This window comes from Halalkalibaculum sp. DA3122 (assembly GCF_043951865.1).
Lineage (GTDB): Bacteria > Bacteroidota > Rhodothermia > Balneolales > Balneolaceae > JAMQKA01.
In genome coordinates this window covers 70,652-92,637 of sequence record NZ_JBINJF010000016.1, presented here as the reverse complement: position 1 = coordinate 92,637, position 21,986 = coordinate 70,652, and the positions used below count along the sequence as shown (strand labels likewise).

The following is a 21,986-nucleotide window of genomic DNA, read 5'->3' as shown; positions in this document are numbered from 1 at the left end:
CAGACTTAATATCTTATCTCTTCATTCTAATATCGAGATATACTACTTAGTTGCATGAAAGAAGCTGTTAATAAATACCTGCGCTACCTGAAAATTGAGCGGAACGCTTCCACACACACCCTTGCCGCTTATGAAAATGATCTGATGCAGCTACATGACTATTGCGCTGAAATGCAACCCCGTTCAAATGGGGAGGTCGACCTCTCACATATTGAACGCCTCACGATACGATTATGGCTGGGAGAACTTGCAGAACGAGACCTGGCAAAAAATTCCATTGCAAGGAAAGCGGCCGCCGTCCGTTCATTCTTTAAATACTGCTTCAAGCGTGGACTCGTTGAACAAAATCCGGCGCACCTGCTGATTGTCCCCAAACGGGACCAGCCGCTGCCCAAAACAGCCAATAGCGAGGATATCAGCCGAATGATGGAGCTGGCCCGGGCAGATCATCCCCGGAGTGCCCAGGACCGCGCAATCCTGGAACTGTTTTACAGCACCGGTATTCGCCTGAGTGAGCTTGTTTCACTTGATGTTGAAGAACTCAACTTTAACCTGCAACAGGTTACGGTAATGGGTAAAGGGGCCAAGCAGCGTATCGTGCCGCTGGGCAGCGAGGCGGTTACAGCACTCAAGCAGCATCTGGAAACCCGGAAAGAGTTGTTCGGTACACGAACGGATGCCGATGCACGCCGGGCCCTGTTCCTGGCCGCCCACGGCCAGCGCATCTATCCACGGGCGGTGCAGCGCATTGTCAAAGATTATATGCAGCGGGCAAGCGAAGTCACGCAAAAAAGTCCCCATGTACTGCGCCACAGTTTTGCCACCCATCTGCTCGATCGCGGAGCGGATATCCGTATTATCAAGGAACTTTTGGGACATTCAAACCTGGCTTCAACCCAGGTGTATACTCACACAAGTGTAGAACGACTCAAGAATGTGTACGAATTAGCACATCCGAGAGCTAAAAGTTAATCGCATATTTAGTAGGAGGTTTACAACTATGAAAACTACATTCACCGCACGCCATTTCGATGCCAGTCAACAACTGAAAGAATACAGCATAGACGCGGTACAAAAACTGGATCAATTTTATGACCGAATCCTGGCCTGTGATATCATCCTGGAGCCTACCCCCGATGACGAGGAACCGCAACAAGCCGAACTGAATGTGAAAATTCCCCAGAAATTATTAAATGCAAAAGCAACCGCCCCCACCTATGAACAGGCAATGAACCGGGTGGTGGACAATATCACCCGCCAGCTTAAAAAGTATAAAAACAAACATTTTACCAACCATTAAGATCCATTTATGCCTTTTGGAGATCTGGAACCGATACCCAGAAAAGACAAAATCAGTGTAGCCCATTTAGTAAAAAAACTGCAGGAGCGGGTTAATATCGATCTGCGCCCGCTTACGGGCGAAGAGTTTACCGAAGAGCGGTATGTTACCGAAGCCGACCTTCACCGGCCGGGGCTCGCTCTTGCGGGCTACGTTAAGCTGTTTACCTACCAGCGTATCCAGGTTATTGGCAACACCGAAAGCCAGTACCTGGATAACATGAGCGAAGAAGAGCGCCGGCAGTCATTCAGCCAGCTCGTCAAGTTCAACATTCCCATTATCTTCCTGACCGACAGCAACAACCTGCCCGACTACCTGCTTCAGATGGCGCGGGAGGCTGAAATTCCGATCTACAACACCCCCATCGAAACGACCCGGTTTATGTACCTGATCAGGGATTTCCTGGAAGATCAATTTGCCGTACAGACGCTGGTGCACGGGTCCATGGTGGATGTCTACGGCATCGGTATTCTTATTGCCGGAAAGTCGGGGATCGGCAAGAGCGAAGTGGCGCTGGATCTGGTGGAACGGGGGCACCGGCTGGTCGCCGATGACGTGGTAATGCTCACCAAAAAAAATAACATCCTGATGACCTCTGCCACCGAGATGAACCAGCACTTTATGGAGATCCGTGGTCTCGGCATCGTCGATGTCATGTCGATGTTTGGTATCCGTGCCATTCGCTACCAGAAACGGCTCGAGGTGGTACTGGAGCTCTCCCTGTGGGATGAATCCAAAGATATTGAGCGCACGGGGCTAGACCAGGATTCTACCGATATTCTCGGCGTTGAAGTTCCCCTGATCCACCTCCCGATTACTCCAGGCAAAAATATCACCGTTATTGCCGAAGTCATTGCCATGAACTACCTGCTGCGTCACTACGGCTACGACGCCGCCGAAGTTTTGCAAGACAAGATCAAACAGCACATCGCTAAAAAATCCAACTCCAGCGATATGCCCAAACGGGCCATCGACTATTTTGAGGGGGATGTTGAGTAATCAGTAAAATGTATTATATTAAAAAAGTGTGAAGGATCTGTGAGTTGCTGTGGGGTACGTTCATCATTCTCATTCAGCAATTACTCTCTTGAAATAAAAATGGAGACATGGCTCTAAAAAATTATTTTTTTTACGACGAGCGTAATTGTGAATTTGTACCGGTTCAATATAATACGTTTGAACGCGTCGTTTACACCGCCTCCCTTTATATTCTGTTCGGCGTTGTTTTTTCGGGAGTGGGGATCTCAATTCTCTCATCCACGGTGGGAACGCCGGCCGAAATTGCCCTCAAGGCAGAAAATCAGGCCCTTCTCAGCCACCTGGAGCAAACCAAAGATTCCATTCAGGAACTCGACGGGGAGCTGGATCAGCTGGCCCAAACTGACAACGAAATGTACCGTTCCGTTCTTGGACTGGAACCGATCCCCTATGACGAGCGAGAAGCAGGGGTCGGGGGTGCTGATATCTATTCTGATTTTGATGTATACAGCCAGGAAACAGCCGAGATCCTCAAATGGACTTCTGAAAAGCTGGAAACCCTGGAACGAGGCGTAAATATCCAAAAATCCAGTTTCAACGAGATTAAGCAGTACTATAACAGCAATCAGGAAAAAATGAGGCACATTCCCGCTATCAAACCGGTTCAGGGCATCATGCTGAGCGGGTACGGCATGCGGTTTCATCCTGTCCTGAAGTATCGCCGAATGCATGACGGACTTGATTTCAGGGCCAATGTTGGCGATGATGTTTTTGCCACCGGTGACGGCACGGTCAAGTTTGCGGGCATGAAGGGAACTTACGGCCGGCTCGTCATTATTGATCACGGCTACGGGTACGAAAGCCGCTATGCTCATCTCTCCTCCTACGCCAAAAATATCAAGCCCGGTGCCAAAGTTTCCCGCGGCGATCTTATCGGGTATTCCGGGCATTCAGGCATGGTTGAAGGTCCCCACCTGCACTATGAGGTGTATCACGATGGTGAACCTATCGACCCCATTAACTATCTCTTTGCGGACATTACGCCCGATGAATTTCTCTTGTACAAAGAAATTGCACGGACCAACGAAAAGTCCATGGACTAGGACCAGGAACCTGGCAGCTACAGTTAAATCGGCAAAGTTTATCTGGTCTATGATTCTTCCTGAGCCCGGTTTAGCAATATTGTTGTAGCTTCACGGCATAACTCAGGTCTCAGGTCTGCCTGCCTGAGCACACGGCTTCATTGGATCTATGACCGCGTTTTTGTTCACACAAAACGAACTCTCGGCCTGAAAAGACCCACCAATACTTTTAAGTTTCCCCTATTTATCATCATCTCCAACAATCTGTTAAAAATATTCCCGAATTTTATTATACTATTGTTAGCCCATCCTAAAAAAAGGAGTAGATTATGCTGGTAAGCAATATTTTAAAAAGCAAGGGGAATACGGTCTATCATATTGATCCGGAAAGTACCGTCTATCAAGCGATAAAGCTGATGTCAGAAAAGCGAATTGGGGCACTGGTGGTATTGGATGAACGGGGGGCCCTGTGTGGGATCATCTCGGAACGGGATTACCGGGACAAGGTAATCCTGAAAGGCCGCAGGTCTAAAACAACCCCTGTCAAAGATATTATGACTTCGGAAGTATATTGGGTAACACCCGATACTCCAATAAAAAAGTGTATGGCATTGATGACTGAGAAAAAATTCAGGCATTTACCCATCCTGGAGCAGCAAAATGGCGAGGTTATCGGTGTTATTTCAATTGGGGACCTGGTTAAACAGATTATCTCAGAACAAAAAGTGGAGATTAATCATCTGAAAAATTATATCGTTGGCTCATACCCCGGGTAAGACCTGTTTCTGTTAGTCCCCGCACCGGAGCACGAAGCCTTTTTTACGCACCGTTTCGATATAATCATTTTCGGCGTGCTCTCGTATTTTCTTGCGCAGGTAACTGATGTATACATTTATATAGTTGGTCTGCGTATCGAAATGAATATCCCACACCTCTTCTGCAATTTGTTCCTGCGTGACAATCTTATTCTTGTTCTTCATCAGGAACACCAGCAGGTTGAACTCGTTGTTGGTTAGATCCACGGCCGTTCCGTCAACAGAGAATTGGCGTTCCAGCAGCTTTACCATCAATTCACCGCACACAAGTACCTGGTCATCAAGCGATTCTCCTGAACGGCGGGTAATAGCTTCAATACGGGCCATCAACTCTTCCGTATTAAAAGGTTTGGTAAGGTAGTCGTCGGCTCCCACCTTCAGGCACTTGATCTTGACATCGGTTTCCTGCTCTGCTGAAAGTACGAGGATAGGCGTAGTGATATCCTTGTCCCGAATATCCTTGGCGATATCGAAACCATCTCCGTCTGGCAATCCAAGATCCAGTATGATGATATCAAAATCATCAGAAGTCGCAAGCTCTCTACCCTTGCTGGCGTTGTCTGCCTGGGTTACCTCATTTCCCTTGTGTTCCAGCACGGCTTTGACTAACGTGCGAACAGAAGGATCGTCTTCAATAACTAATACTTCCATGGAATTTATCTTTTAAGGCTGTTTTCTTCTTTGGCCACTTGTTTTACTCGAGTAAAATAATTCCTGACCTAACTCTCTGATAATAAACAGATAAGTTCGATTTTTTCAAAGATAAATTTTTACAAATGTTAAAATAGCAGGTAACCCCCATCCTCCAACCATCCTTTAGCGGCATCAATATACGCATTTGTCAACCTGTGCCCTTCCTCCAATTCAATAAAAGAGACATTGGCGCCCCACTCTCTCAACCGAGTAACGGATTTTTCCTGGGGTTCCGCCTGCACTGTGTCATCCCTGGTTCCGTGTAAAGCAAGCATATTCAGGTGCCGGTAGTGATGTTCTCGATCCTCAAACAGTTCCGTCTTCAACCGCCCCCCGATCATGACAAGTTCATTAACATGCATCCACCGGGACAGGGCAAAAAAACCGGCCAGATAGGCCCCCATGGAGTATCCGAATATGCATATGCGTGTAACCTCAATATGGTTCAGTATTTTGTCAACAACCTGTTGAACAAACTCTGAGCCAAGCTCCAGCGACTTGGCAAACTGCGCCTGTGTCCCGTCATACAGGTACCACGCGCGCCCCCAATCATCCACGGTGCGCTCTTTCGCCCTTTCGTAAATCGGGTATGGACCCTGAATAAAAAGATGGAATGCGTTGATCTTCAGCATTCCTTCAACCTGTTTCCTGAATGTGCCAATATTTTGTCCAAATCCATGCAGGTAGATGATCAGCGGCCTTGGCCCCTTCTCGCCAACTTCAATCAATTTGTAGGGAACCTCTATTTTGAATGACGCCTTTCCCGATGTCAGCACCTCTTTTTTCATTGTATTCAGCTTATGTTCAGCATTTCCACTTTGGCCAGGGTTATAGTTGTACAAAATCCTCTTGGATTACTCATCCTCCACTTCGCAGTCGCTGAATCAGGGCCTCAACTGAGGAAAGAGCAGGCGCATTGCCCACTTTCCAGATCAATTCTCCGTCTTTATTCAGGGCCCGCACCTTCCCTTCAGTATCAACTTCCTGCACGATGAAGCCCTCCCGTTCCAGGGCCCGGGTCGTCCAGTATTTTGACACCTCATCCCCACTCAGGGTAATCTGCCTTCCGCAATTTTGATGGATCTTAAATGAACCTGTTTTCCGGTCAAAATCAAAACTCTCCTGCTGGAAAACCTCTTCAAAGGACCCGTTTAGCACCAGATCCTCCGGGGTGCCGCAGCGGATATCGGTTTCCCGGTCCATAAGCCAAACCTGGTCCGATGCTTTCAGGGCAAGGTCGAGCTCGTGAGTCGACATCAGGATCGCCTTGCCGGTATCACGGGCCAGTTTTCGAAGCAGACGAATTATTTCCACCCGGTTGGGAAGGTCCAGGTGGGCGGTGGGTTCATCCAGCAATATAACCGGAGTATCCTGGGCCAGTGCCCGGGCAATCATCACCTTCTGGCGCTCTCCGTCGCTCAATTTCAGGATATCCCGCTCCACGAAGCGTTGCAATCCCGTTGCCTCGATGGCCCAGTGCACGATCTCCCGGTCCTCTTCCCTCAACTTTCCCATCATTCCGGTGTATGGAGACCGGCCGAACGCAATCAGGTTATAGACCGTCAGGTTGCCGATCCGGATTCGGTCGGTAAGAACGGTACTTACCTTTTTCGCTACCTCTTTCATTGGAAGGCTTGCGAGATCGCTCCCTTCCAGCAAGATTCTACCGTTCAGCGGACGCTGCATACGAGCCAGCGTTCGAATTAATGTTGACTTTCCCGATCCGTTTGGTCCCAAAAGCCCAACCAATTCTCCTTTTTTCAAGAAAAGATTGAGCTCCCCGGCCACCACGGCCGGTCTGTTTTTTCCTTTATAGCCGATCGACAACTTTCGGGTTGCCAGTATGTCATTTTTTACTGCCATCAGGAGAAAGAAGCTTGTAAATTCTTGCGCTGCACAATGACCCATACGACTACCGGGGAACCGACCAGCGAAGTTACGGCACTGATCGGGAGCGTTGTGCTGCTGCCGGGCACCTGGGCAATAATGTCGCAGGCCAGCATCAGTATTGCGCCCATAAGGAATGTACTGGGGATCAGCATGCGATGATCGTTTGTGCCCAGCAGGGAGCGGGTTAAATGGGGCACGGCAATTCCCACGAAACCGATGGGCCCACAAAATGCGGTGATGCTGCCTGCCAGCAAGCTGGTACTGATGATGATCCATATTCGGGATTGCTGGACGGCAATACCCATGCTCCGGGCATAGTTTTCCCCCAACAGCAGTCCATTAAGGGATTTTGAAAGCAGAAAAGCGATGCCGGTTCCAATGGTAATAATGACAAAGAGGATGGATATCTGGCTCATCGTAACGCCACCAAGACTGCCGAAGGTCCATATGAGGTAATCCTGTATCTGCTCCGGCTCGCTGAAATATTGCCAGATGCTGACCAGTGCAATAGTAATATTGGCGATCATGAGGCCGATAATCAGCAGGGTTACGTTGTCACGAATACGCACTGAAATAGCCAGTATGAGAAGCAGGACGGCAAAAGAACCCACACTTGCGGCAGCCGCGATTATCCAGCTGCCAACACTGCTGAGCTGTTGTATTGCAAAGATACTGGTGATGGTGCCTGTGGCCAGCATCACAACGGCCACCCCCAGGCTGGCTCCCGCCGTTATTCCCAGCACTGAGGGTCCCGCCAGCGGATTTCTGAACAGCGTCTGCATCAAAAGACCGCCGATTGAGAGTGCACTGCCAGCAAAAATCGCTGTCAATGCTCGGGGCAGGCGAATGTTCAATACAATCTTGGTCCACGATTCATGCGTTGCTCCCTCCCCCAGCAAGATAACGATAATCTCGTCAACCGGGATATCCACCGAGCCCAGTGCCAAGTTGACGAGAAAGAGCAGCACCACGCCCCCGGAAAGTCCTGCAAAATACCATCGGTTTGTCGTGCTTTGAGGTATCGACTCCGTATGTTTGCGTATTTCCTGCATTACTCAATTTTTTGATAATAATACAGGTGATGATCCGGCAGCAGGGATGGATGCATAATCTTAATCAGGTCGGCCAGTACAATGTGGGGACGCACCACCCCCGATTCCCAAAAATCATTCCCTCCGGTTTTACTCATCCGCCGGTTGTTGTTAAATATACGGCCGTTAGCAAACGATTTGAACTCCCTGAAACGGCTGTCATCGGCCAGGATATCCTCTTTTGTTCTTGCATTTCCCGGATTAAGCCAGATATCCGCGCGCAGCCCCGCTTCATACACCACTTCAAAATCCATTCTCAATCCCCCTGTTGAGGCCTTGTTGAACCAGGGATAATCGGCGCCGGCATCACGGAGAAACCGGGCGAAAAAACTATCTCCACCCGATACGAACCAAGCCCCTTTATAGGGCATGTTATTAATCACCAGCGGCTTCTCAGAAACATCTTCAACCTTCGCCTTGAGCTCCCGGTACCTTCTTTTCACCTTTTCAAAACGGCGATTGGCCAGGGCCTCCTTGTCAAGCAGGGCCGCCATCATTTTCACCCATTCAGCCTTTCCAAGCGGAGTATTTTCCAACCACTCCGAATTTACCAACACGTTAATGCCGGAATCCAGGAGTACCCGGAAATTGTCGTACTGCGACGCCTGCCCTCCGGAAATCATAACCAGGTCGGGATTCTGTGCAAGCGCCTGCTCTTTGTTAAGTTCGCCCCCCGGGTAGCCCTTGATATCTCCCTGCTGCAGGCCCCTGCGGATTTCTCTGTTGAATACGTAATCCGGCTGACTTACACCTTCAATTATGGAGTTGGCCCCGAGCATATCTGTTAGAGCGATGTGGGTGGTTGATGTGGCTATCATACTGCGAATCGGTATCTCGATAACCTGGGCGTCTCCTTCAAATTCGGGCAGGCTCGCCCCGCGGGGTATCAGCACGTAATGCAGGGTATCAGCCTGATCCTGGTATGGGTTCAGTATTTCGAGACGTTTGTAGCCTTCACGATAATGTATGTCAAATCCCCGTGCAAAATTGATTTCCACCTGCTCAGCAGGTTGATGGGCAACGGTGGTTACAGCAGGCTGAGGGGCTGTTTCAGGTGTATAATCCGCATCACTTTTTTTACAACTGCCCCAAAAAAGCAGGCAGATAATACCAACCAGGTGCGGTGGCAGATATGTATAATCAATCATAGGTACAGCTTTTCTCCCGAAAGCTTTTCCTTCATCAGCGTTGGCAGGTCTTCTGGCTTATCCCGATCCAGGCCTCCTTCCCATCCCAGCGTGCGGGGACAGTGGATATGTGCCTGTAACATCATCAACGGAATTCACAGCAGCGGGGACTGCTCCGGACTTCCAGCCCAATTATGGTTGGTCACCGGATTCCCTTTTCACACCCGCCAGTGGACGGGTGACCGACACTGAATCAGTATGTTAGCATTAGCGTGCTAATTATACAGGTATTCCAACTTTTAACCTAATCATTTGGCTTTTTGATTTTCAGGGAGAGGGCAAAACCTTCTGTTTTATCGGGATCGGGGCGTCCTGTCAAGCGGGAGTGCAACTCCCTGACCAACGACGAGCCGGGGATTTTGCGACCTTTTAAAAAAGCTGCAGCAGGTCAATATCTGGTTTCATTTTGTTCCTACAATCGTATTTTAGAGATCTATGCAAAACTGTTGTATTGGCCAATATCGTCAACTTCGCGAATTCGAAATCCTCATTTATGAGATATAAACTGCGGTTTCGAATCCCCTCAGGGGTTGATCTTGACCAACACTCCTGGTTTTCAAGGCCCTCTTTTACAACAAATTTTCACTACGGCTTTATTTATGGAACAACGTCTTATCTACTTGATTACCGGTATCTCCCTGGGATTTCTTCTCGCGTTCACCGCCCATTCGCTGTATCAACGCCCTATTACAAACGAGACGATAACCCATGCAGGAGAACTGATCGGCCTGACATTTACCAGCTCGGAAAAAGATTCGATGATCTCTCAGCTTGAAGGACTCAGAAAGAACTATCAAACCATCCGCGACTGGGAAATTGCAAATGAAGTTCCTCCGGCGCTTGATTTTAACCCGATCCCCAGAGGGAAAACGTTTGACCACGAACAACGTCCTGTTGAATGGGATATACCACCGGAGATCTCACTGCCTTCCGACAGTTCAGAACTCGCCTTTTATACTGTTGCAGAACTTTCTTCACTCATCAAAAACCGGAAGATATCCCCCTCTGAACTGACACGGTTCTTTCTTGATCGCCTCAAGACATACGGCGATACTCTGGAGGCTGTCGTCACATTAACGGAGGAACGTGCGCTCCGGCAGGCACGGCAACTGGATCAGGAGCTGGAAGACGGGTATTATCGCGGTCCACTGCACGGTATTCCGTACGGGTTAAAAGATCTTTTTGCTGTTAAAGGATACAAAACCACCTGGGGCGCCGAACCCTACAAAAATCAGCAAATCAGTGAGACAGCCACTGTTGTGAAAAAACTGGATGAAGCCGGTGCGGTGCTCGTAGCCAAAACCACGCTTGGTGCGCTGGCCTATGGCGACGTGTGGTTCGGGGGGATGACCCGCAATCCCTGGAATCTAAGGCAGGGATCCAGTGGGTCATCTGCTGGTTCCGCTGCGACAACTGCAGCGGGATTGGTGCCCTTTGCGCTCGGTACCGAAACCTGGGGCTCCATCGTCTCTCCCTCTACCCGAACAGGCACAACGGGCCTCAGACCCACCTATGGCCGGGTTAGCCGGCACGGAGCGATGGCTCTCAGCTGGAGCATGGACAAGGTGGGGCCGATAACCCGCAGCGCAGAAGACGCGGCCATTGTATTCCATGCGATTCACGGTCCCGGCGGCGATGACCAGACCGTAGTGGACCTTCCTTTTAATTATGACCAGGAGTTGGACCTCGACAAATTGACTATTGGCTACGTGGAGTCCTCGTTCGACCGAAATTATGCCAGTCAGAGCCAAGATAGCCTTACGCTGGAATCCCTAAGGAAGCTCGGGGTTAATTTAACATCCATAACCCTGCCCCGGCTGCCTGTATCTTCACTCAGCTTTATACTTAATGCCGAAGCTGCAGCCGCATTCGATCAGCTAACCCGTTCTGACCGCGATGACAAAATGGTCCGCCAAAGCCAGGAGGCCTGGCCGAACCTTTTCCGCTCATCCCGCTTCATTCCGGCAGTGGAATATATCCAGGCCAATCGAATCCGCCACCAACTCATCCAAAAGATGGATTCCCTGATGAGGCATGTGGATATATATGTGTCTCCTACCTTTGGTGACAACCTGCTGCTGACCAATCTCACGGGTCATCCGGCCGTCGTGCTGCCCAACGGGTTTACGGAAAACGGGGAACCGACCAGCATCACTTTTTCAGGAAATCTGTATGAGGAAGGAAAACTGCTGGAATTTGCCAACATTTTTCAGGAAGCCACAGGGTTCCACCGGCAGCATCCGAAACTGTTTAAAGGGAGATAATATAAGATTTCAGTTAACCTCTGGGATAGTACGTAAGCTACGAATAAAGGAACTCTACAATTCACCAGATACAAAACATACAAATGGTCCGACAGAAACAAGTGTATTCGGAATCCTGCCGTATTCGGTCCTCGGAAGTGTGCCCCGATGGAAAAGCCAAAATACAGGCTATTTGTGGCCTGTTGCAGGAGATTGCGGGCAACCACGCCCTGCAACTGAATTTCGATGTTACGCAGTTTCACAACGATAATCTGACATGGGTTCTCCATAGACTAGATCTCGAAATTGAACAGTATACCGAGTGGAGAGACCGGGTAACAGTACAAACATGGCCATCCGGGAGTGACAAGCTTCGGTCAACATTTCAAATACAGTTATTTTAAACCGATTAGTTTAACTGTTGCAAGCGGTAGCCACGTCCATTCTCTGGTCACCTTGTATTCAACCGCTATTAGCATCTATCAGCTCTTCATCCATAAAGGAGGATACCAAGCAATTTCAAGCGTAAACAGGATCACCACCTGGGAGCAAAACTGGGATTGACAAGGCGTTTAGACTTATTCAGATTATCAATCTTGTCAAAATCCTCATCTTCGAGATAAAAGTCGAAGATATCGATATTCGCCTCAAGGTGCTCACGGCTGGATGCTTTGGGGATGGCTACTACATTCTCCTGTTCTATTAGCCAGCGGAGGGCGATCTGGGCAGGACTTTTCTCATATTTTTTGGCCATCTGGATAAGATCCTCATCTTGTATGACATCTCCCTGAGCCAACGGGCTGTAGGCCGTCAGCAGAATATCCTTTTCAATGGCATAATCAAGCAGGTCCAGCTGATCCAGGTAGGGGTGGTATTCCACCTGATTGCAGAATATAGGGGCCCGAATATCATCATTTACCTTTTTAAGCAGATCCAACGGAAAGTTGCTTACTCCAATATTCACCGCCTTACCCTGATCCCGCAAAATCAGCATCGATTCGATCGTCTTTCTCAGATCGTACTGATCATTCGGCCAGTGAATAAGTAATAGATCTACATAGGGAGTATCCAGGTTTCGGAGGCTCTGTTCCGTAGACTGAAGGACATCCTCAGAATCAAGATTGGTGTGCCAAATTTTTGTGGTAAGAAAAATATCGTCGCGAGGCACGTTTGAAATTTTGAGTGCTTCTCCCACCTCGCGCTCATTTTTGTACATTTGTGCAGTATCAATATGACGATAGCCCAGATCAAGTGCCATCCTCACTACTTTAGCACATTCTCTGTCATGAAGCTTATGGGTACCTAACCCTATTTCCGGGACATCTATACCCTGAATAGTTTTATATTGCATATGGTTATTTAAATATACTCCTATGTTTTTCTTAAAAATCTATTTAGTAAACAGTCAAATTACCAGTAGGGTTTCAAGTAAAATATATTTTTGGGTAATAAAAAAGAAAAATTACGCTTTTTGCCGATCTCTTAACTTTTTTAATGCATACGCGCCGCCGGCAGCGGCCAGGATACCAAGCCCCCCGTCAACAGGTGCCTGACTGGGTTCCTCCGGAAGCACCGGAGCCGGCAGCGGCTGCTGAGCAATGGTGATATCTGCTATTGCAAGAAGTGAAACAAGGCCAATAACAAGTACGATTTCTATGCGTCTCATAAGTCTCCCTTTTTATTTGCGTGTTCCCGTTTATTCGAACGATACCCGAAAAAACTCTTGACTTCTCAGTTTATTTGATAAGCGTCATTTTGCGTATATATACTTTTCCCATCACTTCCAGCTGAGCGATATAGATTCCACTCGGCATGTCGGTTGCATTCCAACTTTCATTGTGTTCGCCTACCTCCCTGACCTCATCTACCAGAGTAGCCACCTTTTGTCCCACAATAGTATACACGTTCAAGGTTACGTGAGCTTGTTCCGTCAATTCAAAAGAGATAGTAGTGGCGGGGTTGAACGGATTGGGATAATTGGGATTCAGTTTTACCTGTTCCGGTATATCACTTGACGCATCCCGTTCGCTACCCGGTGCAGAAGTCTTGACTGTAAACCGGGGCTTCTCTTCCTGTTTGGCTTTTACCTCGGTAGCGGCCGGCAGGGAGTGCATCGCCTCACTCTTTTGGGCCGTAGTTGTCAGTTCTTTTTCACGCGCCTGATACGTAAAGCTGTAGGACTGGTGGACATTCATATCCACTTCCTGTCCTGTTATATTATCGACGAGAGTGAAACTCCAGTCATCAGGCAGATCCCGTTTCTGCCAACTCAGGTCAAACTCCCCCTGCATGCCCTGGGCTTCCAGCTGCAGGTCCACTGAGAGTTCACCTTCAAAGTTATACGGGCGTGAATCCTGTGCTTTGAGCGTTGTACTTAATCCCTCCTGATTTTCCTCCAAAGAAACAAATCCCACCAAGGCATAACGGGCCGTAAATGGCAGTAGTTTAGTCGCATCATACTGATCCCGTTCGTGCTCTGCATTTTCATGAAAATACAGCACGGCCGCTTTATCGGTCGTGGTAACCTGCTCCGAGGAGTTTTTGGCCTCCAACGTAAAAGCCAGGTAGCCACTTTTTGTATTTTCCTTATAAAATCGTCCCCCCGATGTTTTGGCCGAAAGGGGGAAATCAATGGATGTTGCATCATCGTTTTCAATAAAAAACCCCTGCCACGACTCCACTTTGTCATCATTTGTAGTGGTCAAAACATAAGATTCAGTATTATTGTCCCACACTTGACCGATCCCGCTTGCCAACGATCCTCCGTTGACCCAGGAACCTATGTCTGAAATATTGATCGCTGTTTCAAACGGGTTGCCCAGCAAATTCCACTTGTCGCCATCGGCGTGCAGAGGGACCCCGGTTAAATCTCCGGTATGTGTTTTCCCGGTCGAAGCATCCAGCGTAACAGGCAGATCGGAACTACCCGCTCGATCATTGTTGTAGAAATAGAGTATAAACCCCTTGCCGCTGGGCAAAGTCCCATCCAGGTTCCCTGGTGCCGTAAAACCGGATCCATCATAGCCGGTGAAAAAATTCTTCTCATGTCCATCGCCAAATCCTTGAATTGGGGCATCAATATCCGAAATCTTCATGCCGTCCCGCGGTGCCGAGAGCATTCTCCATCCTGCGGTTCCCTCAACGGTCAGGGAATTGGTAAAGCTGCTCCCGTCAATTCTTGTACCCGGGGAGAAATTAGTATCTGAAATGCCATCATGTTTAACAAAGCTACCCGATCCATCATGCTCTCTTACAAGTGAAGTTCCATCCCCTCCCTCACTTCCATAAGTATGAGAGTCAATTAAGTATCCACTCTTATTCTTTAAAACTACTCTATCACCCCCATTATTTAGGCGCAGGGAACTGGTTCCTTGTACAATTGAGTTACCAAAGTTTCCAGAAAAACCAGTACTACCAAAAGCAACTGCGGCACTATTAGCTTTCAATATAGTACCCGGCTCAAATGTAAATTGCACCTCATTTTCATCTGCAATTGTCCACCCGCTAATATCTACGGCTACTGGTTCATTATTGACAATTTCTACAAATTCATCATCATCAGTATCTATTTCATTGTCACCATCCGCATCCCCACCCGGATCCGCAAGGATCTCATTGATGACCACATCAGGCTGATCGTTGTCGTTGATGGTCAATTCGTAGGTTGCCGGCGTTCCCACTTTCGCACTCCCGGAAGTAGCTAGGTTGCCAAGCGTAAAGACGGCCGTTTCAGGTCCCTCAAAGTTGTTGTCGTCGCTGATCGTGAAGTTAACGGACTGGGTATCCCCGTCATCCGAGTCGGCAGGAAACGTAATGGTTTTGGTAACCGGTCCCGTAAAATCCTCCGCTACAGACGTGCTCAGGGTGGTCTGAAACGATATATCGGCCGTTACCTCGTGGCCGTCAGGCTTGGTAATCGATACGATTACCGAAAATGAGCCTGCATTCTCATCCAGGGAATTGCTGCTGGAGGTCAACTGTATCGTGGAATTCAGGTACTGTTCCGCATTGATGGCTCCGGGAGAAGCCTCGGCAGGTTCCTGCCAGGAAAAATCGCCGTATTGCAGTCCCGTACCGGTGAGTTGCAGTGAATGTGGGGGATCTTCAGGAGGCGGCGGTTCCTCATCCACGCCAATGTCAACGGAGGTGCTCCCATCCGCTGGTCCCCCGTCGGCCGTAAGAGTCCCCTCATAGCTTAAAAACTGGACCAGGCTGCCCTGGTAGCTTAATGCGATCGCCTCCTTGTCATTTTGTATGGAGGGAGGATACCAGGTATAGAAGGTGTAGTCTCGTTCACTGTCACCAACCGTAAAACTATCCAGGGTCTCACTATCAACGGGCTGGTCGTCGCTGCCATTATACAATGTTATCTCGAAATCGGAGAGGCTGTATGAATCCGGACTTTTGATGACAACCTCGATAAACTCCTCCGAATCTCCCCCCTCATTATCATAGTGAATTTCATTAATCCACGCATTGGGTTGCGCGTTGATGGTTGTCCCCGTCAGCGTCAAGACAAGTGGTACAAAAATAAGTAATATTTTATGTAAGAATTTTGATCGTATCTTTACATACATAGCCAAATAGCTTCTCTTAAAAATAGCTCTCTTTTTTTTATTTCCCGACGTCGGTAATTAAGCTATTCTTAAGATATAATTCAATAAAATTTTAACAATACCAATAAATCACTTTAATACTTGAAACAATTATTTCAAGTATTTTGATTATTAAAATATATTTTATCATTTAATTAAAGATCCCTGTTCTATCCCTGCTTTCGATTATATAACTGTTAACATCCGGAATCCCCTGCTTATTGTTTAGCCCCATATTTTCTGGGAAAGAAAAGCATAAAAAGAGCTTCGCAAACCTCTGATACCGTCCGGGTTTAGTCTTATAACTGTATCGGGAATGTAACGAGAAATGTTGTCAAATTCTTTCCCGGCCAGTATTATATTCAGTAAAAACAGATAGTTACTTCTATTTTTTACCAAATTCTCTTGAGCTATTTTTTTGAAGAATCTTATTTATCTCTGTGGAATCACTGTTAAGAGAGGGCGTTGGAAAGACCTCATTTCCTCGTTGCAAGGGAGTTGTACTCCCGTTTTAAAAGTCAAAACGATCGGTGGTACAACCACCTCCCAACAACATAGCAGGTTCTGCAAAGATCCCTGAGAGTATCTAATCATCAAAATGCATATCTCCAAGCAGTCCCTCTGTGTGGGCCACTGCTACAGATACTGCGGCATCCCCCGTGATGTTGACGGCGGTGCGGCACATATCCAGGATGCGATCTACGCCCAGAATAAGGGCTATGCCCTCCACCGGTACTTCAATCGCCTGCAAGACAATCACCAGCATGATGATACCCGCTCCGGGCACTCCCGCCGATCCCACAGAGGCCAGGGTGGCCGTCAGCACTATCGTTAGCTGCTGGGCAACAGAAAGATCCATTCCCAGTGCCTGGGCAATGAAGACCGCCGCTATCGCCTGGTACAGGCTGGTTCCGTCCATGTTGATAGTTGCACCGATCGGGAGTACAAAACTGGATACCTCCTCATCAACCCCTACATTTTTTTCGACCCGTTCCATGGTAACCGGTAGCGTGGCCGAACTGGAACTGGTACTGAATCCCAACAGCATTGCCGGCCGGATAGCCCGGAAAAAATCGCTCAATTTCATGTTGCTGAAAAACTTAAACAGGCTGGAATACACCAGCGTCAGGTGCAGCGTGAGTCCCAGCAAAACAGTAATGGTATACCACCCGAGCGCACCAAGCAGATCGAGGGCCCTGCCGAGATCGTCCCCCGCCAGGTCAACAATAACGCCCGCCATCAGGGCAAAAACGCCGTACGGGGCCGTCTTCATAATGAGGTCTACAATCTTTATGATGACTTCATTCAGCGCATCAAAAAAGTTAATCAGGATCTCTCCCTTTTGCAGCGGCAACTGGATAATACCGATTCCAAAAAGAATTGCTACAAAGACCACCTGCAGCATGCTGGAGTTATCGGAAGCCGCCGAAAAAAAGTTTTCGGGTACAATATCCACAAAAAAATCGAGGGGACTCCGCTCCATCACCTCCCGGGCGGATTCGCTGGAACCCTCCAGGTTTTGCTGGTATCCCTGCATCAGCTCGTTTTGTGTCTCCTTCGGCAGAAATTTACCGGGCTGTACCACATTGACGACCGTTAAACCGATCGTAATTGCCAGTACCGTGGTTACCATATAGAGCGCAACGGTCTTCCCCCCCATTCTCGAAAGCTTGGCGATATCATTGAGGCTGGTTACCCCAACAATAAGAGAGGCCAGCACAAGCGGAACCGCGATAAGCTTGAGCAGGTTGATAAAGATCGTTCCCACCGGGCTTATGTAATCCGTGGTAAAATCGGCAAGTCCTGTTACACTGGCGATGAGTCCCCATGCCAATCCCAGCAGCAGTCCGATAATAATTTGCCAGTGCAGTTGCTTATACCATACATTCATAATAATAGCAGTACGTTTATGATTACGGCTGTAAGTGAGCCAATACCGGTAGCAGCCCAGTTTACAAAATTATTGTCTATTCTCATCTGAAAGGGGGATTCATTTGTGTCGGAATCTTTCCGAACCTGTTGAAAGGTGGCTCCCAAATAAGAATCTGCGATATTTCCCAGAAATCCCGGCAGGAATACCGCCAGCAGGGCTACACCCCAGGTAATGGAGAAAAACAGGATTGAAGCAGCTGCAATCATCAGGCTTCCCAGTAATGCCGCAACGGTCCCCTGCAGGCTTATTCCGCCATCTGTGCCGGCTTTGACCCGCTTCAAATTGGTAATCAGGAAGGTGCTGCCACCAAACCTGTTGCTTCCCATTTCTGTAGCCCATGTATCTGCCGTAGCGGTAGCGATCGCCCCGGCCGCCCCAAAAAGAAACAGATCGGCCTTAAACACAAACCAACAGATAACGCACACGGCCACCCAGAAACCGTTGGCCCACACCTGGATCCCGTCTCTTCGTTTGCGCTCCGAAAAAGCCTGTGCCGTCGCTTCAATAACCACGATCGAATTCACTGAAAGAAGGGTGCTTGTTATAAAAAAAAGGAGTATCAGACCCGCCACAGTCCACCCTCCCAAACCAAAGGCGATGCCTCCAAAAACAGAAGCCGCCATCGCACCGTCAAGCGTCAGCCAGTTAAGGATGAATACCGCAAAGCTGAACAACAGCGCGGCCAGCAGGGCGATGATGATCTGGTATCGTTCGGGACTACCCGCTGACAGTACGAACAGAAAAATAAGAAGCAGCAGGAAAGCATAATTGATTAATCGATCCAACACTTACTCTGAACTGTCAGGCTTGCTTTTATCATGTTTCATGATGGCAAATATCACGGTAATATAGCCTGCCATAATAACAATGGGAGATACATAAAGTGAGATAAATCCCTGCACCTCATTTTCCAGGTACATGGCAGTGAAGCCCACCACGACCAGTAGAAAACCAATCACCAGGGTTTTGTAATTCCAGGATGAAAAGAACATCTCATCGCTGCCGGACCTTGTTCTCTGCTTTGCTACCATTTGACGTCTTGATCTGTTACAATTTTCTTGAGCCTTGAAAGTATCTAAATATGTGGAATTCCAAAAACGCCAGAAGCAATTCATTATTTCATCCCCTGCCCAGCCGCTGAATACAGCTTGTCGAAATTTCTATTTGAGGGCCCAAGAGACCGCTGTTTACATCCCGGCAATTAAATGGATAAAATACTTGCTTTTCCAGGATCTTTCCGTATCCTGAACTTGTTAAAAGAAAGTCAATAACACCCCGTTGAGGTGGGCGTTATTTCTTTGGCCAGAAGAAAGACAGTTCCGATATTACATCCATAATTTAACAGCCACCGGATCACAAATTTAGTGGACTTATAACTACGGCGTTTAAAACCGGGATTTATCCAGGTCAATTGTGACCCTCGGTTGGCAGTCACAATTGGAACAGCGGAATTTATAAACCTGCCGACGTTGGACAAAATAACCGGCTTTACCAGGTCTTCTGTTCAAGGATTGGCACACAAACTGCTCAAAAGGAACGCTTTTATGTTCTTCTGCCGAAAATTTAAAGATATAAATCACATACGGTGAACATCATATTAGCATCGGGAAGCCCCCGTCGAAAGAGGCTCCTGGAACAGCTTAACCTTGATTTTGAAGTGCAGGCCAGCAATGCCAGCGAGACCTATAATCCCGATCTGCCGCCGGAAGAGATCGTACAAAACCTGGCGTTGAGGAAGGCCCGGCAAGTGGCGGGAGAACACCGTGGATCAGACCAGCTGGTAATAGGGGCCGACACTATCGTGGTTTTTGGGCAATCCATCCTGGAAAAACCCGCAACGCTGCGCGAAGCTGAACAGATGCTGAGAACACTCAGTGGAAATACGCACCAGGTATTGACGGGGGTTGCGCTTGTAAAAACTTCATCTCCGGGTAACAAACAGGAGATTCTCACGTTTTTTCAATCGACCGATGTCGTTTTCGGCGAACTCGATGAAATTGAAATTCAACAATATGTGCAATCCGGCCTGCCGATGGACAAGGCCGGCGCTTATGGAATCCAGGATGAGGGAGGCTCCCTTTTTGTGAAGCGGATCAACGGCGACTACTACAATGTGGTGGGTTTTCCGCTACGTCTCTTTTATCAAAAGCTAAAGAAATTCGCACCCGAACTTCTCCACCCAGGATTAAACATTCCGCACTATGATTAAACAGCTTTGCACGTTCGGTTTTTCTATGGTTTTTTTGCTGGCTGTTACGGTACTTCCGCTGCAGGGCCAGAACAATCAGCAATACCACGTGGGTAACCAGCTGTTGCAACAGCAGAAATATGAACAGGCGTACCAGATCTTTGAAAAACTGCATCAACAAAACCCGGCCAACCCCTTGTTCCTGCAGAAAGCCACCGAATGCCTGATAAACCTCAAGCGCTATGAGGAAGCGATATCGATGGCCGAAAAAGCAATCGAACAGTCTGACTCCGACGGGCGGGCTTCGGTACGCCTGGCCGAGATTTACCACGTGAAGGGAGACACCGCGCGGGCGTTTTCAATCTGGGATCAAACCCTGGCTCAGCATTCGAATTTTCAAACCTACCTGGATGTGGCGCGGACCATGAGCGACCGCAGGGAGTTTGCCCGTGCAGTTGAAATATATGAACAGGCCCGAACCCGGTTTTCCAATACAACCCTTCTGGCCACCGAACTGGCCAACACCTACATGCAGGCCGCTCAGTACGAGAATGCCGTAAATGAATTTTTACAACTCGTTCGCGAGGAGCCGGACCGTATCGACTATGTGCAGCGCAGCCTGATCCGCTATGGCGATGAATACCTGCATGATATTGCCATCCTCGAAATTGAAGAGTTCCTCGACGACCTTTCGTTTGATCATCCCTCGCACCGGCACCTGCACCAGCTGCACCAGTGGCTGCTGCTGGAACGCAACTTATATGAACGGGCCGTTGCAGCCGCCAAAGCGTATGAACAGCAATCGGAAAATGTAACATACAGCCTGCTGGCACTTGGCAACAGGCTGATATCAGAACATGAATATGAGCTGGCTGAAGAGGCTTATCAATATTATATCAGGAATGATATAGTCTCAGCCAAATACCAGAGCATGGAACAGCTCTCGCAGGTATACCAGTCGTGGGCCGACTTTCTCTCTGAACACAATCTGGCACATGCCCGGCGCAGAGATTCCCTTTACCAGCAGTCGTTCGATATCCTCCAGCAGCTGCAGGCTGAAGCTCCCTATTATAACCAGATGGGGCGTGTGCGGCTGCGACAGGCGGAACTGGCGATCGACTACCTGCACGACGTAGAGCTGGCAAAAAAATATCTCACCAGAATTCAGAACCAAAGCAATGAGTCCAACTCCGCCCAGCAATTTTACGTGGAGGGCAGGATCAAGCTGTATGAACAGGATTATGCCCGCGCTCGCATCGCCTTTACACGAAGCAACAAACAGGAAGGCATCGGATCCCTGGCGGAAAAAACGCGCTATTACCTGGCTCTTACCGACTTTTACGCCGGTGACTACGAATTCGCCAAGATTCAGCTGAATTCACTGGAGAAGCAGACGACCTCGTATTACGCCAATGATGCAGTACAGCTCCGCATCTGGATTCAAAAAGGATTAAGTGCCGATAGTACGGGCTCTATCATTGAACCGTTTGCCCGCGGGATGGAACATTTCAACCAGGGGAAGCACCGTGAGGCGGTCAAGGCATTGAGCCCGATTATCTCCGCCAAGGCATACCACCCGCTGATGGATGAGGCGTTGCTGGAGCTCAGCAAACACATTACCCCCGACCTAACCTATCTCACTTATGCGGCCATCAGCAATTACCTGGATCGCTGGGGACAAGCCTCTGCCCTGCGCGAACGCCTGATGTGGGAAAAAGCCCGCATAGCCGACCAGGTTGTCACCAACAGGATACCAATCGATCAACCATCCGAGACCCCTTCCCCGGCCGGGGAGCTGTTTCCAGCAACTGCTGCTGAAGAGTTCTCCCTCCCCGAAAGCCAGCAACAGGTTCAGACTCTTTACGAAAATATTTTACTCGAATTCCCAAACGGTTTTTACGCCTCCTATGCACGTAATAGAATTCAAGAATTAAAAAATCCCCAAACCTGAT

20 protein-coding genes and 1 riboswitch are annotated in these 21,986 nt (G+C 48.5%); of the genes, 9 read left to right on the top strand and 11 right to left on the bottom strand.

Annotated elements, in window-relative coordinates; all coding sequences use genetic code 11:
* The first annotated feature begins 54 nt into the window (after window positions 1-54).
* From ACG2F4_RS11845 to ACG2F4_RS11825, 5 genes are all read left to right on the top strand, one after another.
* Window positions 55-972, top strand: coding sequence for a tyrosine recombinase (locus tag ACG2F4_RS11845; protein ID WP_395260964.1), 918 nt, complete (start codon window positions 55-57; stop codon window positions 970-972).
* Window positions 973-1,000: 28 nt separating this feature from the next.
* Window positions 1,001-1,300, top strand: coding sequence for a ribosome hibernation-promoting factor, HPF/YfiA family (gene hpf, locus ACG2F4_RS11840; RefSeq protein ID WP_395260962.1), 300 nt, complete (start codon window positions 1,001-1,003; stop codon window positions 1,298-1,300).
* Window positions 1,301-1,309: 9 nt separating this feature from the next.
* Window positions 1,310-2,338 (top strand): HPr(Ser) kinase/phosphatase, encoded by a 1,029-nt coding sequence (hprK, locus tag ACG2F4_RS11835; RefSeq protein ID WP_395260960.1) that lies wholly within the window; start codon window positions 1,310-1,312, stop codon window positions 2,336-2,338.
* 107 nt (window positions 2,339-2,445) lie between these two features.
* Window positions 2,446-3,420 (top strand): M23 family metallopeptidase, encoded by a 975-nt coding sequence (locus ACG2F4_RS11830; protein WP_395260958.1) that lies wholly within the window; start codon window positions 2,446-2,448, stop codon window positions 3,418-3,420.
* A gap of 305 nt (window positions 3,421-3,725) precedes the next feature.
* On the top strand, window positions 3,726-4,175 hold the full coding sequence (locus tag ACG2F4_RS11825) for a CBS domain-containing protein (protein WP_395260988.1): 450 nt from the start codon (window positions 3,726-3,728) through the stop codon (window positions 4,173-4,175).
* Window positions 4,176-4,187: 12 nt separating this feature from the next.
* Here the strand turns inward: ACG2F4_RS11825 and ACG2F4_RS11820 are convergent, their stop codons facing one another.
* The 5 genes from ACG2F4_RS11820 to ACG2F4_RS11800 all read right to left on the bottom strand — a co-directional run bounded on the left by ACG2F4_RS11820 (window position 4,188) and on the right by ACG2F4_RS11800 (window position 9,036).
* Entirely contained in the window at window positions 4,188-4,865 is a 678-nt protein-coding gene (locus tag ACG2F4_RS11820) for a response regulator transcription factor (RefSeq protein ID WP_395260956.1), read from the bottom strand.
* 128 nt (window positions 4,866-4,993) lie between these two features.
* Window positions 4,994-5,695, bottom strand: a complete 702-nt coding sequence (locus ACG2F4_RS11815) for an alpha/beta hydrolase (protein WP_395260955.1) — start codon at window positions 5,693-5,695, stop codon at window positions 4,994-4,996.
* 70 nt (window positions 5,696-5,765) lie between these two features.
* Window positions 5,766-6,770 carry an ABC transporter ATP-binding protein gene (locus tag ACG2F4_RS11810; RefSeq protein WP_395260953.1) on the bottom strand — a complete coding sequence of 335 codons (1,005 nt, stop codon included), beginning with the start codon at window positions 6,768-6,770 and terminating at the stop codon, window positions 5,766-5,768.
* A complete protein-coding gene (locus tag ACG2F4_RS11805; protein WP_395260951.1) occupies window positions 6,770-7,849 on the bottom strand; it encodes a FecCD family ABC transporter permease in 1,080 nt (359 codons plus the stop codon). The genes ACG2F4_RS11810 and ACG2F4_RS11805 overlap by 1 nt, the downstream gene beginning before the upstream one ends.
* Window positions 7,849-9,036: an ABC transporter substrate-binding protein gene (locus tag ACG2F4_RS11800; protein WP_395260950.1), complete on the bottom strand. Its 1,188-nt coding sequence runs from the start codon at window positions 9,034-9,036 to the stop codon at window positions 7,849-7,851. Before ACG2F4_RS11800 ends, ACG2F4_RS11805 begins: the two co-directional genes overlap by 1 nt.
* Window positions 9,037-9,060: 24 nt before the next feature.
* Window positions 9,061-9,277, bottom strand: a riboswitch (cobalamin riboswitch).
* 397 nt (window positions 9,278-9,674) lie between these two features.
* On the opposite strand from ACG2F4_RS11800, the gene ACG2F4_RS11795 reads away from it, so the two are divergent.
* A complete protein-coding gene (locus tag ACG2F4_RS11795) occupies window positions 9,675-11,339 on the top strand; it encodes an amidase (protein ID WP_395260948.1) in 1,665 nt (554 codons plus the stop codon).
* A gap of 83 nt (window positions 11,340-11,422) precedes the next feature.
* Window positions 11,423-11,722, top strand: coding sequence for an acyl-ACP thioesterase domain-containing protein (locus ACG2F4_RS11790; protein ID WP_395260946.1), 300 nt, complete (start codon window positions 11,423-11,425; stop codon window positions 11,720-11,722).
* A gap of 131 nt (window positions 11,723-11,853) precedes the next feature.
* Here the strand turns inward: ACG2F4_RS11790 and ACG2F4_RS11785 are convergent, their stop codons facing one another.
* The 6 genes from ACG2F4_RS11785 to ACG2F4_RS11760 form a co-directional block, all read right to left on the bottom strand.
* A complete protein-coding gene (locus tag ACG2F4_RS11785) occupies window positions 11,854-12,669 on the bottom strand; it encodes an aldo/keto reductase (protein ID WP_395260945.1) in 816 nt (271 codons plus the stop codon).
* Between the two features lie 111 nt (window positions 12,670-12,780).
* A complete protein-coding gene (locus tag ACG2F4_RS11780) occupies window positions 12,781-12,984 on the bottom strand; it encodes a PID-CTERM protein-sorting domain-containing protein (protein WP_395260944.1) in 204 nt (67 codons plus the stop codon).
* Between the two features lie 70 nt (window positions 12,985-13,054).
* Window positions 13,055-15,895 (bottom strand): lamin tail domain-containing protein, encoded by a 2,841-nt coding sequence (locus ACG2F4_RS11775; RefSeq protein ID WP_395260942.1) that lies wholly within the window; start codon window positions 15,893-15,895, stop codon window positions 13,055-13,057.
* Window positions 15,896-16,499: 604 nt separating this feature from the next.
* Window positions 16,500-17,804: a dicarboxylate/amino acid:cation symporter gene (locus ACG2F4_RS11770; RefSeq protein WP_395260941.1), complete on the bottom strand. Its 1,305-nt coding sequence runs from the start codon at window positions 17,802-17,804 to the stop codon at window positions 16,500-16,502.
* Window positions 17,801-18,631, bottom strand: a complete 831-nt coding sequence (locus ACG2F4_RS11765) for a DUF92 domain-containing protein (RefSeq protein ID WP_395260939.1) — start codon at window positions 18,629-18,631, stop codon at window positions 17,801-17,803. The genes ACG2F4_RS11770 and ACG2F4_RS11765 overlap by 4 nt, the downstream gene beginning before the upstream one ends.
* 3 nt (window positions 18,632-18,634) lie before the next feature.
* On the bottom strand, window positions 18,635-18,877 hold the full coding sequence (locus ACG2F4_RS11760; RefSeq protein WP_395260937.1) for a DUF3098 domain-containing protein: 243 nt from the start codon (window positions 18,875-18,877) through the stop codon (window positions 18,635-18,637).
* 554 nt (window positions 18,878-19,431) lie between these two features.
* Between ACG2F4_RS11760 and ACG2F4_RS11755 the strand changes: the two genes are divergently transcribed.
* Together ACG2F4_RS11755 and ACG2F4_RS11750 are read left to right on the top strand one after the other, a co-directional pair.
* Complete coding sequence (locus ACG2F4_RS11755) at window positions 19,432-20,055, top strand: Maf family protein (RefSeq protein WP_395260935.1); 624 nt, start codon at window positions 19,432-19,434, stop codon at window positions 20,053-20,055.
* The gene (locus tag ACG2F4_RS11750) at window positions 20,048-21,985 is read left to right on the top strand and encodes a tetratricopeptide repeat protein (protein ID WP_395260934.1); all 1,938 of its coding nucleotides are present in this window, start codon (window positions 20,048-20,050) and stop codon (window positions 21,983-21,985) included. The genes ACG2F4_RS11755 and ACG2F4_RS11750 overlap by 8 nt, the downstream gene beginning before the upstream one ends.
* Window position 21,986 lies beyond the last annotated feature (1 nt).

Bases quoted from the DNA above. Each gene is read 5' to 3' on its own strand.
- ACG2F4_RS11795 (WP_395260948.1), top strand. From the start codon at position 9,675: ATGGAACAACGTCTTATCTACTTGATTACCGGTATCTCCCTGGGATTT.
- ACG2F4_RS11750 (WP_395260934.1), top strand. From the start codon at position 20,048: ATGATTAAACAGCTTTGCACGTTCGGTTTTTCTATGGTTTTTTTGCTG.
- ACG2F4_RS11800 (WP_395260950.1), bottom strand. From the start codon at position 9,036: ATGATTGATTATACATATCTGCCACCGCACCTGGTTGGTATTATCTGC.
- ACG2F4_RS11810 (WP_395260953.1), bottom strand. From the start codon at position 6,770: ATGGCAGTAAAAAATGACATACTGGCAACCCGAAAGTTGTCGATCGGC.
- hpf (WP_395260962.1), top strand. From the start codon at position 1,001: ATGAAAACTACATTCACCGCACGCCATTTCGATGCCAGTCAACAACTG.
- ACG2F4_RS11775 (WP_395260942.1), bottom strand. From the start codon at position 15,895: ATGTATGTAAAGATACGATCAAAATTCTTACATAAAATATTACTTATT.
- ACG2F4_RS11815 (WP_395260955.1), bottom strand. From the start codon at position 5,695: ATGAAAAAAGAGGTGCTGACATCGGGAAAGGCGTCATTCAAAATAGAG.
- ACG2F4_RS11780 (WP_395260944.1), bottom strand. From the start codon at position 12,984: ATGAGACGCATAGAAATCGTACTTGTTATTGGCCTTGTTTCACTTCTT.
- ACG2F4_RS11770 (WP_395260941.1), bottom strand. From the start codon at position 17,804: ATGAATGTATGGTATAAGCAACTGCACTGGCAAATTATTATCGGACTG.
- ACG2F4_RS11845 (WP_395260964.1), top strand. From the start codon at position 55: ATGAAAGAAGCTGTTAATAAATACCTGCGCTACCTGAAAATTGAGCGG.
- ACG2F4_RS11760 (WP_395260937.1), bottom strand. From the start codon at position 18,877: ATGGTAGCAAAGCAGAGAACAAGGTCCGGCAGCGATGAGATGTTCTTT.
- ACG2F4_RS11830 (WP_395260958.1), top strand. From the start codon at position 2,446: ATGGCTCTAAAAAATTATTTTTTTTACGACGAGCGTAATTGTGAATTT.
- ACG2F4_RS11790 (WP_395260946.1), top strand. From the start codon at position 11,423: ATGGTCCGACAGAAACAAGTGTATTCGGAATCCTGCCGTATTCGGTCC.
- hprK (WP_395260960.1), top strand. From the start codon at position 1,310: ATGCCTTTTGGAGATCTGGAACCGATACCCAGAAAAGACAAAATCAGT.
- ACG2F4_RS11805 (WP_395260951.1), bottom strand. From the start codon at position 7,849: ATGCAGGAAATACGCAAACATACGGAGTCGATACCTCAAAGCACGACA.
- ACG2F4_RS11820 (WP_395260956.1), bottom strand. From the start codon at position 4,865: ATGGAAGTATTAGTTATTGAAGACGATCCTTCTGTTCGCACGTTAGTC.
- ACG2F4_RS11785 (WP_395260945.1), bottom strand. From the start codon at position 12,669: ATGCAATATAAAACTATTCAGGGTATAGATGTCCCGGAAATAGGGTTA.